Here is a 15,201-nt window from a genome sequence, read left to right as displayed (position 1 = left end):
TCACCCATGACCAGGCAGCACACGGTCGTCGACAGCCCCTACGGCCCGCTGACCCTCGTGGCCACCGACGGGGTGCTGAGTGGCCTCTACATGGTCCAGCAGCGCCACCGCCCGGACGAGGAGACGTTCGGTGAACCCGACGCCGCCCCGTTCGGCGGGACGATCCGGCAGCTCGATGAGTACTTCGCCCGCGAGCTGACGGAGTTCGACCTGCCGATGCGGCTGGACGGTACGCCCTTCCAGCGAGCTGTCTGGGACCAGTTGCGGCAGATCCCGTACGGCGAGACACGTACGTACGGCGAGCTGGCGGAGTCGCTCGGCAATCCCGCCGCATCCCGCGCGGTGGGACTGGCCAACGGCAGGAACCCGATCGGGATCATCGTGCCGTGCCACCGGGTCATCGGCTCGACGGGCAGACTCGTCGGCTACGGCGGCGGGCTCGACCGTAAGCAGCGTCTGCTGGCGTTCGAGTCCGGCACGCCGGACGACGCGCTGTTCTGAGGAGACTCGCTGTGCCAGGAACCGGGGATCCGCCCAGGACCCCACGCCTCAATCGCCGGCGGGGCTCGGAATCAGCCGCTTCAGCAGTGCCGGGAGCGCCTCGCCGATCGGCTCGCGCACTATTTCGTCCGCCAGTTCGTCGTACGGCGTCGGCTCCGCATTGACGATGACGAGCCGCGCCCCGTGCTCCGCCGCGATGCCCGCCAGCGAGGCGGCGGGCTGGACCTGCAGGCTCGTACCGACTGCGATGAAGACCTCGCAGGCCTTCGCGATCGCCATCGCCTCGGCCAGCACCGTCGGGTCGAGCCGTTGCCCGAACATCACCGTCGCGGACTTCAGGATCCCACCGCATGCCAGACATGGCGGGTCCTCCTCGCCCGCCTCGACCCGTACCAGCGCGTCCTCCATCGACGAGCGGACATGGCAGCGCGTACAGACCACCGTCCGTGCCGTGCCGTGCAGTTCGAGCACCTTGCGGTCGGGCATACCGGCCAGCTGGTGCAGTCCGTCGACGTTCTGGGTGATCACCCGCACGGCGAACCCGGACTGCCGGTCCAGCTCGGCGACGGCACGGTGCGCGGGGTTCGGCTCGGCGCGCCAGGTCGTGCTGTCGCGCCGCATCAGCCAGGAGCGGCGGCGGATCTCCGGATCGGCCATGTAGTAGTCGTACGTGACGAGCTTCTCGGCTTCCGGATCGCGCCGCCACAGGCCGTTGGGCCCGCGGTAGTCGGGAATGCCGGAGTCCGTGGAGATGCCGGCGCCGCTGAGGATTGCGACGAGAGTCATGCGGCGAGCCTACGCAGCGGTCCCCCGCGGCGGCGAGCCGATTTGGCCCGCCCCTGGACCGGCCCGACGGTCCGCGCGGTCAGGCGGGCGGCTGCCCGTTCTCCAGCTCCACCGTCCCGCTGCCCCTCTCCAGCGCGTCGAGAGCGGCCAGCACACGGTGCCCCAGTGCCCCCAGCAGGTGCTCGCCGATCTCGTCACGGGACACCAGCCGCCAGGAAATCAGCTCCTCCTCCTGCAGCCGGATCGCCGCGAACTGCGCCTCGGTCAGCACCCCGCCGTCGTACACATACGCTGCGATGGGTGGCCGCGATTCGCCAGGCACCCAGTCGACCGCAAGCAGCGCGCCCGGCTCCACATCGAGCCCGATCTCTTCGAGCGTCTCCCGCCGCGCCGCCTGCCGGGGGGTCTCGCCCCGGTCCGACTCAATGGTCCCGCCCGGCAGTGCCCAGCCGTCACGGTAGTTGGGCTCGACGATCAGTACCCGCCCCTGGCCGTCACGGATGAGCGCGGCGGCGCCGGCGAGGATGCGGGGCAGGGAGGCGATGTACGTGGCGTAGTCAGGAGTAGTCACTCGGGGAAGCGTAATGGGATGCAGGGCTCAGCCCTTGGGACGAGGAGGGCGTTCGCCGGAGGGTGGTGTGCCGAGCTGGGTACGGACCCGGTCGGCATCGCGCTGAGCGGCTTGGGTGTCGGGGTCGTCGGCTCCCAGGACTCGCGCGCGGGACCTGGCCACGGTGTCGTACATCTCCAGGGCGCTGATCCGCTCGCCCATGCGGAGCAGGAAGTGGGCCATCTCGTGGCGGGTCACCAGAGCGTCGGGGTGCTCGGCGCCGAGCACCCCGATCCGGGCGGTGAGGACCTTGCCGGCCAGGTCGTATGCCTCCCGGTGCCGACCGAGCGCGCTCAGGGTGAACGCCACCTTGTGCTGACAGCGCAAGGTGTCGGGGTGCCGGGCCCCTTGTACCTGCATACGCCGCGCCAGCACCTCGTTGTAGAGCGACAGGGCTTCCCGGTGCCGGCCCAGCAGACCGAGGGTGAAGGCACCCTGCTGGCGTACGTCCAGCGTGTCGGGGTGGTGCGGGCCGAAGGCCGCCGACCTGCCCCGCTCGACGCTCTGGAACTGGGCCAGCGCCTCCCTGAACCGGTCGAGCCCGAGCAGCGCGAAGCCCGCTTCGTACTGTGACATGAGCGTGGCCGGATGGCCGGGGCCCAGGAGCGCCAGCCGCGCGGAGGCGACACTGCTGAGCACCGCATGCGCTTCCGCCCACTCACGCCGCCGCAGCTGCTGAACCCCGCGGGCGTGCTCGGCGTCGAGTTCGGCCGCCTGCTCGTCGGCGGACAGCGGGGCGGTGCGGAATGGGATGGGCTGGGACACGCCGTCGTGGAAGAGACCTTGGCCGTGAGGTCCGGCGAGGTCGATGCGGCAGGTCGGATACCCCCGGCCGATCTCGGAGCTGCCGGAATGGTCAGAGACGAGGATGTGAATGCCCATGTACCTGACGGCCGTGATCGCCCCGACGATGTTCAGCTCCGAGCCGGAGCGCCGGATCCGGTCGTAATCGTCCACGACGACCACGAGCCGGGGACGGGCGGGCAGCCAGTTTCGTTCGTCCAGCTGCTCGCGCAGGAGCTCGCGCAGTTCACCCACCGCGTCCGACCGTGAGGTCAGGTCCTGGGCCCACTTCACCTGCGGCAGCGCTGCGAGGGCGGAGAGGTGCTCCGAGTCGCCGTGCCAGGCGCAGACAAAGCTGAGGGCATCCACGGGGTTCGCCTCCGCCAGGCCGCGGATGAGAGTAGCGAGCGTCCGATGCCTCTTCCGGACGTCGGAGCTGGTCAGCAGCGCGTGCGGGCCGTCGCCGCCGTACGCCCGTTCGTTGAGGTCCAGGAGCAATGGTCGGCCGTCGTCCTCGCCCACACCGAGCTGAGCCGGGCGGAGTTGAGGGAGGGTCTCCCTGTGGGCTCGGGCGTCGAGGGCGTCCAGGAGCCTCTTCGCGGTGGGCCGGCCCGAGGGATCCGCCGCGACGCAGCGGCGCAGCAGCGCGCGGACACTGCCCGTCTCGTCCGGCTCCGCCGCGCTCAGGGCCGGATCGCGGGCCGGATCGTAGGCCCAGTCACCGGCCGCCGCCGCCAGCAGAATCCGTCCCACCGCGTACATGTCGGACGCCTCGCTGGGCGGTTCGTCGTCGCCCCACAGCTCGGGCGCCTGGTACTCCGGCTGCTGGCGCAGGATGACCCGGTGGGGGTTGTGCACACCGTCGAGGGAGGCGGTCATCCACCCGGTGATCTCCACCTCCTGGCCTGCGACGAGAACGCAGGCGGGGATCAGTGAACCATGGATGATGCCCTTGCGGTGTGCTCGTGCGATTCCGTTCGCCAGCTGCCTCCCCACCGACACGAACTCCATTCCCTGGAGCGCGCCTTGGCGGCGTACCAGGGAGTGCAGATTGGGTGCCGGACCGGAGGAGCGCTTGTCCTGTGCGTAGGAGACGGCGATCCAGGCGGGCACAGCGGTGGCGTCATGGTCGAGCAGCCGCGGTGCGTACACGCCGTTCATCCGGGACAGGGCCTCCGCCTCCGTCGCGATCAGCGCGGCGCTCCACGACCGCGCCATCTCCGGGGTACGGATCACCGCGATCCCCGAATGCTGCTCGGAGGTCCCCAGATACAGCCCCATCTGCGGCCAGCCGTACCGATTCCGGGCCAGCAGCCGGAAGGGACCCAGCGTCCGAGGGTTTCCCGGGGCCAGCGACTGCCAGTTGGAGTTGGGAGCGTCGACGAACGACGGCAGCGGGACCGCGGGAGGCCCCTCCACCATCCGCGGAACCCCCAGCCGCCGCAGCAGCCGCTCGTCCATCCACCCGAACGGGCGCCCGTCCGCCGGCAGCAGGTCCGTCCCCGAGGGATGCGGCAGCCAGGCGGGGAAGTCCGCCGGGCGGTCGGCGAGTTCGGCGAGGCGTGCGGTGACCGCGCGGGTGGTGCGTACGAGATCGCCCGCCGGAAGCGTGTCCAGGAGGATGCGCCGGGTGTCCTCCGCGAAGTCGAAACCCCGGTGCTGCGGCAGCAGATCCTCCCCACCCGTACGCCGCATCAGCCCGCCCAGGAACACCTCCGCGAGATGCCCCGTGTCGACCTCGGGGCCCAGCGCGTCCTGGACCAGCCGCATGGCCGGCACCGAGACCGGGGCGACAGCCGCGAGATGGGCAGCAAGACGGTACGCCTGCGGGGAGGCCGCCCTGCGGAATCGCAGCAGACCGTCCCCGCCGGGCGCGCGCGTCGCCGCGTACGGGCGGGCAGGCCTACGGGACGCGAGCAGTGGCAGCACCGCCGATGTGCCCGGCGAGCCGACCAACCGGGCCCAGGCGCCCAGGGATTCGGGGGTCGGGGCCAGCACCGGCACCGGAACCCCGTCGTACGGAGCGAGTTCGGGCGGCAGAACAGGGTCCGCGACCTGCCAGGTGTGATTGGGCGCGCCACGCCTGCGGGTGGTGACCTCCCACTCCTCGGCGCGGATGCCGGAGCCCTCCCACAGCCGCTCGGGCAGCGCGTGCAGCACGGCTGTGGGACCGATCCGCGCCGCGCGTTCCAGCGCGGCGTGCATCCGGCCGTCCCGCCAGGCCGCGCCCACGCCGTCGCTTATGGCCAGCAGCAGTGTGTGGCCCGCCGGGTCCGTGACTGCGGACGCGGGCAGCGGGGCGGTGTCCTGCTCGTACGGACGGCGGCCCAGCAGGGGAGCGGAGGGGCCCCGGCTGTCCAGCCCGTACACCCGTACGTCGCGGAAGGCGCCGCTGCGCTCCATCAGCAGCCGCGTCTCGGTCGCGAGCCGCTGCCACAGCAGCATCGACACCCCGTCGTCGACGAGGAGCACCAGATCCAGCCAGCGGGCGCGGCCCGGGCGCATGACCGCGTCGGGCAGCCCGGTCTCGGCCATCGCCGTCACGGTGGCGGGCTCGTCCAGCTCCCACTCGCGGCGGTCGGGGCGCAGCTGCTTGAGCGGGCGCAATGCACGGCCCAGGAGCAGCTCTACGGAGCCCAGCGCCTTCTCCTCCGGGACTCGTACGGGGACGGCGGGCCGGTCACGCCGCGGGCGCCGCCGTCCGGCCGGCGCGGCATGAACACCGGAGCCGTGGAACTCGCCGGGCCGCGCCCAAGGAGGCAGACTGTCCGGCGCTGTGAGGATGGCGCTTCGCGCTTCCTCCAGCAAGGGCGGGCGGTAGCCGGCGAGCGGGTCCTCGTCAGGATCACAGTCAGGAGAAGCTTCCTGCCGCTCCGGCAGGTCATCGGCGACGGCGCCCGCCTCGGCCAGTGCCGACGACGCTCCCGCCGGCAGCCGTCCGGCCAGCCACAGCGCATCCAGCAGCTCTTCGTGGGACAGCTCCGCCCCGCCGTCCGCCAGGATCCGCCGCAGCTCGCTCCACACCGGCGCTACACCGTCCCGCCGAGCCGGTGCAGTACGGCGTCGAGCAGCCCGTCGGCGTCCAGGTCCACCCCGCCCTTGCGCAGGAACACCGCGTTCAGCAGCTGGTCGGTGGCGAGTTCGCCGCGGGCTCGCCGCGCGAGGAAGGCCCGCAGCAGCTCGTCGTTACCGTCCAGATCCGCCGGACCCAGATGGGCGCGGACGATGGCGAGCAGCCTGTCCTCGTCGGGCTCCGGCAGAGCGAGCCGTACACAGCGGCGCAGAAAGGCGGGCGGGAAGTCGCGTTCGCCGTTGCTGGTGATGACCACGACGGGGAATTCCGAGCAACGCACCCGGCCCCTGGCCACCTCGGTCCAGGTGTCGGGGTCGGCCGTCATCACCCGGACCGAGGCCTGGTCCTCGGGCAGCCGGGCCAGCTCGGGGATCTCGAACTCGCCCTCCTCGAAGACGTTCAGCAGATCGTTGGGGAGATCGACGTCCCCCTTGTCGAGCTCGTCGACGAGCAGAACGCGCGGGCGTGCGCCGGGCACCAGCGCCGTACCGAGTGGTCCGAGTCGTACGTACGAGCCGATGCCGAGATCGTCGGAGACCTCGCCCGCCTCACGCCCGAGGTTCGACTCACGGAGCCGGCCGATCGCGTCGTAGCGGTAGAGCGCGTCCTGCAGCGTGGCCCGGCTGTTGACCGGCCAGTGCAGCACCCGGCCGAGCCGCAGCTCGTGCGCGATGGCGTGCCCCAGGGACGACTTGCCGGTGCCGGGCTGGCCGGTCACCAGCAGGGGGCGGCGCAGATGCAGCGCGGCGCTGACGACATCGGCCTCGGCGGGCCCGATCAGATACGGCAGCGGGGGCCGCGGACCCCCTGTCGCCGCGGACGGGGGATCGAAGCGGCGCCACGGAGGGGCCTCGGGGAAGTCGACCGTACGGGCCAGTCCGTCGCCGCGGAACAGCCTCCAGTCGCCGTTGCCCTGGTTGTTGTCCCGGTTGTTGTCCTGGGCGGGGCTCATCGGATGTCCGCTCCTTCCGCGGGGTCAAGCAGTTCGAGCCCGCCCGGCAGTGGCAGCTCCGTGTTCTCCCACACCAGCGAGGGCCGGGCGGGCGAGGGGATGCCCGCTCCGTACTGGCCGGCCCTGAAGTGCTGTATGCGCTCGGGGAGTTGGTGCAGTGGTCCGGCGGGGGCGATGTCGTCGAGCCGATGGGCGTGTTCGTGGTTCTCGGCGTCCCGGTCCCACAGGACCACCGGGACGCCGAGGGCCAGACAGAGCTGGAGCAGTGCCTCGCGCGGGGCGCGCGGGCCGTGCAGGACGACCTGAGCGGTGTCCCGGTGGCTGGTCTCGAGCAGCGCGTACACCTTCTCCGGCGACGCACAGCTCTCGTCGACGACGAGCGGCCCGGTGTGGGCACTCTCCCAGCGGCGGCGCAGCTCGGCCTCGCGGCGCGGTGCGCGGGCGCTCACCTCCGGGCAGCGCAGCGCGATACGGAACTTCACCCCGAGCGGGACCCTCGGCAGAAACTCCACCGAACTGGCCGCCTCCCACTCGTCGAAGGGCAGCTGGAGTCCCTCCCGGTCGACGAGGATGTCCACATGGGTGACGCCCTGGCCGCATTCTTCCCGGGGGTTCTCGGCCGCCTCACGGATCAGCCGGGCGATCTCGGCCGCGCTGCGCGGCCGGTCCGCAGTGGCCAGCGAGGCCGTCGCGCCGTCCTGGCGCACCTCCCACAGTGCGCACTGATACCGGTCGGGCGGACCGGAGATCTCGGCGACCAGACGGACGACGGGGGAGGGGCGGTAGGCCGCCCAGGCCGCGGCGTCCGCGCGGCGCAGCTGCAGCGCGGCCGGGTGGCTCCCGAGCCGTGTCGCGACCCGCTCCGACCAGGCATGCAGGGCCTCGCGCACCGGCGGTGCGGTGGCCGCGGCCACATACTCCACCAAGGTGAGCAGGGCGGGCACCGGCGGGATGCCGTCCGCGGGCTGCCCGCCGTCGCGGTACGCCTCCAGCTCCGTCACCGCCGCATCGAGGTCCCGCGGATTCAACCTGGTGCCGCTGAGGGAACTGGGCGGGACTATGTACCGCAGCGCCTCGCGGGCCGCCCGCGGCAGCAGCGCGGCGTCCGCGACGGCGGCCAGTGTCAACTCCCGTAAAAGAAACAGGTGTTCGTCGAGGGAGAGCAGCCGGGCCGTACCGGTCAGCCTGCCCAGGGCGAGCAGCCGGTCGAGCCCGGCGCGGGACGGGCCGCCCTGGACGGTGGGGGCCAGTGACTCGGTGAGCGTCGCGAGCGCGCGTTCCTCCGAGGCGAGCAGCTGCGCCAACTCCTCCACGGACGGGGCGGATTCGCCGGCCGGGGGTTCGTATCCGAGCCGGGCCGCCAGCGTGCGGGCGTGCTGCGCCCGGCGCACCGGGTCGCCGAGCAGCGACCACAGCTCGGCGGTGAGGCGGCCTGCCGTGGAGCCGTCGCCGCACACCGCTGTCGTGTACGCCCTCTGGTGCACGGTGCACTCGGCGACGGTTTCGGCCGCCCCCGCCCGCTCCAGCTCGTCCCGGATCGCCTGCCACGGCACCGCCCAGCTGCGCCGCACCGTGGTCTGCGGGCTCATCGGCCCGTCGCCGGGCATCACATGGGCCACGACCAGGCCCACAACCGTGGCGTCGTCCGTCGCCCACAGTGGGCCGCCGCTGAAGCCGGGGCCGATGGCGGCGCCGGACAGCTGACCGTCCAGATAGCCGAACCGGCCCTCCTGGAGCTTCACTTCGGTGTCGGCGAAGGCGATGGCCTCCCCGCCGCCGTGCCACGCCCGCAGTGTCTGCCCCTCGGCCATGTCGCGCCAGACGACGGGGCTCAGCCACCCGGGGACGGGCTCCTCGAGTTCCAGTACAGCGAGATCGCCCTGCCAGACCATTGAGGACGAGCCCCACTGCGGCGGCACCCACACCGAGAGCCGGGCAGTGCGGTACTGGGGCGACCCCGGACCGTGGAAGGCGAGGCGCAGCGCGTCGGCGGCCGGCGGCGCCGCGGCGTACAGATCGCGGCCCAGCGCGTCATTGACGACATGCGCGCAGGTCACTAATCGCCGGGCGGACAGCAGTGCGGCGCCGCCGGCGGCGGTCGACGCGCCGTCGTGCAGCACGGAGACGCGGGGCGCGGTGGCCGCCGGCCTTCTGAACCAGCCCATCAGCGCTGCGGTGTCCCGGTCTGCGTGGCCTGCCCGGTCTGCCAGGTCGCCGAAATGCTCATGGTGGCCTTGCCGTTGGCCCCGACGATACCCAGCTTCAGGTCCTGTCCGATCTCGACGCCGAACGCGACGGTGACCTCCTGTGGCGGGTTCTCGGACGCTGACACCGCGCCGTGGACCTCGTCCAGCAGCGGACCGAGCGGGCGCAGCGCCGTGCGCAGTGCGTCCGCCGCGAGCGTCGCTGCCCGTCCGGCGCCGCTCGCCACGGGCTCGGCCGCACCGAACCCTTCCGGCAGATCGGCCCTGCCGTTGCTCTGCGACGGTACGGCGAGCGGCTCTCCGGCCTCGGACAGCTCGAGGCGAACCTGTGAACCGTCCGACAGCGCGAGTTCCATGTACGCAGGCATCTGACCATTGTGCAGATGAGGCCCCCCGACGGCAGCGGTTTCAGCTCAACCGGCGGCGACCGCCGCCAACTGCACCGTACGCTCCGCCAGTTCGCTGATCCGTACGCCGTCGAACCCGAACACCGCGCTGCGCACCAGGTCCTCCAGCGGGTCGGTCCACTGCGGCGGGATGGCGGAGGCCCCGCACAGCACGCCCGCCACCGAGCCTGCCGTCGCCCCGTTGGAGTCGGTGTCCAGGCCCCCGCGGACCGTGAGGCCGATGGTCGGGGTGAAGTCGCCGGCGCCGTACAGCAGTCCTGCCGTGATCACTGCGGCGTTCGGAACGGTGTGGATCCAGCCGAGGCTGCCCGTCTCCGCTGCCAGCTCGCTGAGCGTGTCGGACCAGGATGTCCCGGACGCGTGCAGGGCGACGGTGTGGCGTACCGCGCGGGCGAGGCGGCATCTGGCGGGGATGACTTCCAGCGCCGCTTCGATCGCCTCGCGCGGGGTGTCCGCGGTGAACGCGGCGGCGATCAGGGCAGCCGCCCACATCGCGCCGTACACGCCGTTGCCGGTGTGCGAGAGGACGGCGTCGCGGCGGGCGAGCGCGGCGGCGCGGCGCGGGTCGCCGGGGGAGGTCCAGCCGAAGATGTCGGCGCGGATGAGGGCGCCGATCCACTCCTGGTAGGGATTGTCGTGGGTGGCGGTGAGCGGGGGCTTGAGGCCGTTCGCGAGGTTGCGGTAGGCGGCCCGCTCGGCGGTGAAGGTCTGCAGGAACGGCAGATGCAGCAGCCACGCCTCGCCCACCTGCTCGGTCGTGAAGTCGAAGCCGTGGGTCTGGAGGAGATGCAGGCCGAGGATGCTGTAGTCCACGTCGTCGTCCCGGCAACTGCCGTGGATCCGGCCCCGTACGCACTGGCGCCACTCGGGACGCAGCTCGAACCCCTCGGCTTCCGCGTCGGGCGGCGGCTCGGGGAGATAGTCGGTGAGTGGAAGGGCGTCGGTGCGGCGCAGATAGCGGTCGATGCGGTCGCGGGTCCAGTGGTCGCCGCGCTCGACCGGCTTGCCGAGCATGTTGCCGGCGACTCTGCCCAGCCAGCCGCCGAGGATCCGGTCGGCGAGGTCGGCGTGCTGTAGGCCCATACGTCCGGTTTACCGAATGGGCGCCGGAACCGCGCGGTGGTGGGTGCCCGAAGGCTTTCAGCTGCCGGTCGGCGACGGCTCCCGGGCGGTGCGCCGGATATACGGCTCGCGGACGTCGGCCGACCGAGCAGCACCCGGCTATGTGGCGGAATGTCGCACCATGATGGGGTGGCATGCCGTCTGACCTGGCGGATAGGGTCGGGGAGGCGCGACTGCCTGTTCGAAAGCAAGGGATAGCAAGGTGACGGACGGAGCAGTTATTCAGCCCGCGCGTGTGCTCGTCGCGGCTGACAAGTTCAAGGGCTCTCTCACGGCCGTACAGGTCGCTGAGCGGGTGACGGCGGGCCTCCAGCGGGTGGTGCCCGGTCTGGCGGTCGAGACCCTGCCCGTCGCGGACGGCGGTGACGGCACGGTCGCCGCCGCGGTGGCGGCCGGGTTCGAGCGCCGCGAGGTCCGGGTGACCGGGCCGCTCGGCGAGTCCCTGACCGCGGCGTACGCTCTGCGGGAGGGCACCGCGGTGGTGGAGATGGCGGAGGCCTCGGGCCTCCAGCACCTCCCGGACGGCGTGTTCGCGCCACTCACCTCGACGACATACGGCTCCGGTGAACTGCTGCGCGCGGCGCTCGACGCGGGAGCGCGGACGATTGTCTTCGGCGTCGGCGGCAGCGCGACGACGGACGGCGGCGCGGGCATGCTGGCCGCGCTCGGCGCGCGCTTCCTGGACGCGGACGGCGAGCCGGTGGGGCCGGGCGGCGGCGGACTGCGCGACCTTGCGTCCGCGGACCTGTCCGGCCTGGACCCCCGCTTCAAGGACGTGGAGCTGGTCCTGGCGAGCGACGTGGACAACCCGCTGACGGGGCCGAAGGGCGCGCCGGCGGTGTACGGCCCACAGAAGGGCGCGACACCGGAGGACGTCGCCACGCTGGACGCGGCGCTGGCGCACTACGCCTCCGTCCTCGGCCCGGAGCAGGCCGAACTGCCCGGCGCGGGGGCGGCGGGCGGCATTGGCTACGGCGCGTTGGTCGCCCTCGGCGCGAGCTTCCGGCCGGGCATCGAGATCATGCTCGACGTGCTCGGCTTCGCGCCGGCGCTGGAGCGGGCGACCCTGGTCATCACGGGCGAGGGCTCCCTCGACGAGCAGACGCTCCACGGCAAGGCCCCGGCGGGCGTCGCGGCGGCTGCGCGCGCGCAGAACATCGACGTCGTGGCGGTCTGCGGCCGCCTGACCCTGCCACCGGAGGCGCTGGGTCGCGCGGGCATCCGCCGCGCGTACGCCCTCACGGCACTGGAGCCGGACCCGGCCCGCTGCATGGCGGAGGCGGGGCCGCTGCTGGAACGGGTGGCGGCGAGCATTGCGCGGGACTTCCTGATCTGAGGTGGTGGGCCGGGGCGGGGGGTGCGCTTCCCCCACCCCGTCCCTTCCCGAAACCGGGTCGCCGCCCCGGACCCGGCTGGAGGCGGACGCGACGGCTGACGCCCCCGCACCCCCAGGGCGCCGGCTCGGGTGCACGGCCCGAGGATGAGGTGTGGCTGAGGCCCAACACCTACACGGCGCAGGCGCCGGCCGCACCACTGCAGCCCCGGGTCCCCGACCGGAGCAGGGGCTTCACGGGCGGTTCGCGAGCGGACGGGGCAGAGGACGGAGAGTCCTTGCCGGTGACGGGCGGGGGGACGCGCAGCGGGTGGAGTCGGGACGTAGAGCGTGATTTGTGGCGCCACAGGAAGCAGCCGCCCTCCGACCGCCCCCAACGCGCCGTAAATCATGCAGTCCCGGCGCAACCCCGGAGCGGACCCCAAACGGCCACCGGACAAGACCGGGTCACCCTTGGCGGCGGGGCCACCAAGCGTGCTCGTCCGGCGGCACAGCGAAATCGAACTGCGGTGAGTGGGCGCGAAGTTCCTCGATGAGTTGGTCCGTCAGCCGCGGCACGCGCTCCAGAAGCACCTGGGCGGCGCTCACCAGGACGGACCACTCACGCTCGGTGCGCGCACTGCGACCACCCATGACCTGTGAGGATGCCAGTCCTTGTGCCGGTGCACAATGCGCGCGCCGCACCGCTGGTCATCCGCAGCGATTCGGGCATACCGCCTGGACGGTACGTCCGACCGGTGCTGATGTGTGCCCCCACAGGCAATTTCGAACAAGCCCGGAAAGGGGGTCTGCATGGCAGCCGCCTCACTCGAAGTGCGTGCGCTGTCCGTCGGCTACGGGCCGGTGCGGGCACTGCGCGACGTCACAGTCGATGTACCCGAGGGCGCGATCGTCGCCGTCCTCGGCGGCAACGGTGCCGGCAAATCGACCCTGCTGCGCGCCGTCTCCCGCACTCTCGGTTTTCAGCGCGGACACGTCACGTCCGGCAGCATCCGCTTCGACGGCCGCCCGCTCGAAGGACTGAGCGCCGCTCGGGTCGTCGCCGCAGGCGTCGTCCAGGTCCCGGAGGGACGGCAGGTCTTCGCGCGGATGACCGTCGCGGACAATCTCCGGGCGGGCGCCCTGGGCTCGACCGGCGGGCGCCGGTCGAGCGCCGAGGCCCTCGCCCGGGTGCATGAGCTCTTCCCCGTCCTCGCCGACCGCGCCCACCAGCGGGCCGGACTGCTGTCGGGCGGGGAGCAGCAAATGCTCGCGATGGGACGGGCGTTGATGGCCCGGCCACGGCTGCTGCTGCTCGACGAGCCGTCGCTCGGCCTCGCCCCGCTGATGGCGGCCCGGATCGCCGAGACGGTGCAGGAGATCAACGCCACCGGCACATCGGTCCTGCTGGTCGAGCAGAACGCCGCGATCGCGCTGCGGCTGGCCTCGTCGGCGTACGTACTCGACGTGGGCGAGGTCGTCCTCTCGGGCCCTGCGGACGAGCTCGCCGCCTCGGACGAGGTGCGCCGGCGGTATCTGGGTGTGGTGGACGAGGACGCGGCCGCGGATGCGTCCCGCGCACAGGCGGCGGCGCAGACGCTGAGGAGGTGGCCGGCATGAGCATTGTGGAATCCGGCCGGCAGGTGAGGCGCGGGATCCGGGGCGCAGCCCCGGTCAGCGGACTGCGGCCCGCATCCGGCAGGGGGCACCGATGACCGACACCGCATCCGGCGGCGCCGTGCCCGCCCTCGACCTCACCGCATCCGGCGGCGCCGTGCCCGCCCTCGACGTCACCGACCTCACCGTCCGCTTCGCCGGGCTCACCGCCCTCGACTCCGTCTCCTTCACCGTCCAGCCCGGCAGCGTCCACGCCCTCATCGGCCCCAACGGCGCCGGCAAGTCCACCTCCTTCAACGTCCTGTCCGGCGTCTACCGGGCCACCTCCGGCAGCGTCCGCTTCGGCGAGAGCGAGCTCACCGGGCTCCCTCCCGACCGCATCGCCGCCCTCGGCATCGCCCGTACCTTCCAGAACCTCGCGCTCCCGCCGCACGCCACCGTCGCCGACAGCCTGCTGCTCGGCCGACACCGGCTCACCCGCGCCGGGTTCCTCGCCGCCGGGCTGCGGCTGCCGTCCGCCGCTCGCGAGGCGCGCGAACACCTGGAGCGGGTACGGGAGATCGCGGAGTTCACCGGACTCGGCGGCGATCTGGACCGGCCCGCGGGAGCACTCCCGTACGGAAAGCAGAAGCTCGTCGAGCTCGGCCGCGCGCTGTGCATGGAGCCGCGGCTGCTGCTCCTCGACGAGCCCGTCGCCGGGATGACCGCGGACGAGCGGCGGCAGACCGCCTCCATCATCGCGGGCGTACGCGACAGCCTCGGCATCTCCATCGTGCTCGTCGAACACGACATGGGGATGGTGATGCGGCTCGCGGACGCCGTGACCGTACTCGACTTCGGGCGCCGGATCGCCGACGGCACCCCCGCCCACGTACAGAGCGACCCGGCCGTCGTACAGGCCTATCTAGGAACGGAGGCCCAGGCATGACGACCTTCACCGAACTACTCCTCGGCGGACTCTCCATCGGCGCCGTCTACGCGCTGATCGCGCTCGGCTTCGTCGTCATCTTCAAGGCCACCGAAGTCGTCAACTTCGCCCACGCGTCCCTGCTTCTTGCAGGCGGCTATGTCACCGCCGTACTCCACGACGACATCGGTTTCTGGGGCGCGCTCGCCGTCGGCATCGCGGGCGCGGCCCTCGTCGGCGCGGCCGTGGAATTCCTCGTCATGCGCCGCTACCGGGGCTCCGACCACAGCGTCCTGGCCATCGTCACCATCGGCGTCGACATCCTTCTGACCACCGAACTCACCCGCCGTATCGGCACGGACGTCCTCGCGCTCGGTGACCCGTGGGGCGACCGCGTCGTCACCATCGGGGACATCACCATCGCGCAGACCCGTATCGCCGCCTTCGTCTCGGCGGCCCTGCTCATCACCGCGTTCCTGCTCGCGTTCCGGTACACCTCGTGGGGCGTGTCGATGCGCGCGGCGGCTGAGAATCCCGAGACCGCCGCGCTGATGGGGGTACGCCTGGGCCGGGTATCGCTCGCCGCCTGGGCGGTCGCGGGTGCGCTCGCCGCGGTCGCCGCGCTCTTCCTCACCGTGTTCCCGACCCCGGGGCTCGAACGCGCCACCTCGCTCGCCGCACTCAAGGCCTTCCCGGCGGCGATCCTCGGCGGGCTCGACTCCACCACCGGCGCGCTCGCGGGCGGTCTGATCGTCGGTGTCACCGAGTCCTTCGCCACCGGCTACCAGAGCGAACTGTCCTTCCTGGGCCGGGGGATCGGCGATCTCGCGCCGTATCTGGTGATGGTGCTCGTCCTGCTGCTCAGGCCCGCCGGACTCTTCGGCACAAAGGAGCCCGCCCGTGTCTGAGACGCTGAAGAGCCCCGAG

The 15,201-nt window shown here is 72.4% G+C and carries 13 protein-coding genes; 5 read left to right on the top strand and 8 right to left on the bottom strand.

Annotated elements, in window-relative coordinates; translation table 11 throughout:
* Window positions 1-6: 6 nt before the first annotated feature.
* Entirely contained in the window at window positions 7-501 is a 495-nt protein-coding gene (locus tag ACFYXH_RS29650; protein WP_389569169.1) for a methylated-DNA--[protein]-cysteine S-methyltransferase, read from the top strand.
* Window positions 502-549: 48 nt separating this feature from the next.
* Here the strand turns inward: ACFYXH_RS29650 and ACFYXH_RS29645 are convergent, their stop codons facing one another.
* The 7 genes from ACFYXH_RS29645 to ACFYXH_RS29615 form a co-directional block, all read right to left on the bottom strand.
* Complete coding sequence (locus ACFYXH_RS29645; protein ID WP_389569167.1) at window positions 550-1,287, bottom strand: NAD-dependent deacetylase; 738 nt, start codon at window positions 1,285-1,287, stop codon at window positions 550-552.
* A 79-nt stretch (window positions 1,288-1,366) separates the two neighbouring features.
* Window positions 1,367-1,858 carry an NUDIX domain-containing protein gene (locus ACFYXH_RS29640; RefSeq protein ID WP_389569165.1) on the bottom strand — a complete coding sequence of 164 codons (492 nt, stop codon included), beginning with the start codon at window positions 1,856-1,858 and terminating at the stop codon, window positions 1,367-1,369.
* A gap of 27 nt (window positions 1,859-1,885) precedes the next feature.
* Entirely contained in the window at window positions 1,886-5,704 is a 3,819-nt protein-coding gene (locus ACFYXH_RS29635) for an SAV_2336 N-terminal domain-related protein (RefSeq protein ID WP_389569162.1), read from the bottom strand.
* A 5-nt stretch (window positions 5,705-5,709) separates the two neighbouring features.
* Entirely contained in the window at window positions 5,710-6,705 is a 996-nt protein-coding gene (locus ACFYXH_RS29630) for an AAA family ATPase (RefSeq protein ID WP_389569159.1), read from the bottom strand.
* The gene (locus ACFYXH_RS29625; RefSeq protein ID WP_389569156.1) at window positions 6,702-8,870 is read right to left on the bottom strand and encodes a trypsin-like peptidase domain-containing protein; all 2,169 of its coding nucleotides are present in this window, start codon (window positions 8,868-8,870) and stop codon (window positions 6,702-6,704) included. The genes ACFYXH_RS29630 and ACFYXH_RS29625 overlap by 4 nt, the downstream gene beginning before the upstream one ends.
* Complete coding sequence (locus ACFYXH_RS29620) at window positions 8,870-9,277, bottom strand: CU044_2847 family protein (RefSeq protein WP_389569154.1); 408 nt, start codon at window positions 9,275-9,277, stop codon at window positions 8,870-8,872. The genes ACFYXH_RS29625 and ACFYXH_RS29620 overlap by 1 nt, the downstream gene beginning before the upstream one ends.
* A gap of 45 nt (window positions 9,278-9,322) precedes the next feature.
* The gene (locus ACFYXH_RS29615) at window positions 9,323-10,399 is read right to left on the bottom strand and encodes an ADP-ribosylglycohydrolase family protein (protein ID WP_389569151.1); all 1,077 of its coding nucleotides are present in this window, start codon (window positions 10,397-10,399) and stop codon (window positions 9,323-9,325) included.
* 259 nt (window positions 10,400-10,658) lie between these two features.
* On the opposite strand from ACFYXH_RS29615, the gene ACFYXH_RS29610 reads away from it, so the two are divergent.
* Complete coding sequence (locus ACFYXH_RS29610; protein WP_389569329.1) at window positions 10,659-11,774, top strand: glycerate kinase; 1,116 nt, start codon at window positions 10,659-10,661, stop codon at window positions 11,772-11,774.
* 444 nt (window positions 11,775-12,218) lie between these two features.
* Here ACFYXH_RS29610 and ACFYXH_RS29605 read toward each other — a convergent pair whose 3' ends face one another.
* Window positions 12,219-12,404 carry a hypothetical protein gene (locus ACFYXH_RS29605; protein ID WP_389569148.1) on the bottom strand — a complete coding sequence of 62 codons (186 nt, stop codon included), beginning with the start codon at window positions 12,402-12,404 and terminating at the stop codon, window positions 12,219-12,221.
* A gap of 159 nt (window positions 12,405-12,563) precedes the next feature.
* On the opposite strand from ACFYXH_RS29605, the gene ACFYXH_RS29600 reads away from it, so the two are divergent.
* The 3 genes from ACFYXH_RS29600 (at window position 12,564) to ACFYXH_RS29590 (ending at window position 15,182) form a co-directional block, all read left to right on the top strand.
* On the top strand, window positions 12,564-13,370 hold the full coding sequence (locus ACFYXH_RS29600) for an ABC transporter ATP-binding protein (protein WP_389569145.1): 807 nt from the start codon (window positions 12,564-12,566) through the stop codon (window positions 13,368-13,370).
* 91 nt (window positions 13,371-13,461) lie between these two features.
* Window positions 13,462-14,295 (top strand): ABC transporter ATP-binding protein, encoded by an 834-nt coding sequence (locus tag ACFYXH_RS29595; protein ID WP_389569142.1) that lies wholly within the window; start codon window positions 13,462-13,464, stop codon window positions 14,293-14,295.
* Window positions 14,292-15,182 (top strand): branched-chain amino acid ABC transporter permease, encoded by an 891-nt coding sequence (locus ACFYXH_RS29590; protein ID WP_389569138.1) that lies wholly within the window; start codon window positions 14,292-14,294, stop codon window positions 15,180-15,182. The genes ACFYXH_RS29595 and ACFYXH_RS29590 overlap by 4 nt, the downstream gene beginning before the upstream one ends.
* Window positions 15,183-15,201: the final 19 nt, after the last annotated feature.

Origin of the sequence: Streptomyces sp. NPDC002730 (assembly GCF_042888805.1) — a bacterium.
Classification (GTDB): domain Bacteria; phylum Actinomycetota; class Actinomycetes; order Streptomycetales; family Streptomycetaceae; genus Streptomyces.
This window is presented reverse-complemented; position numbering and strand designations above follow the sequence as displayed.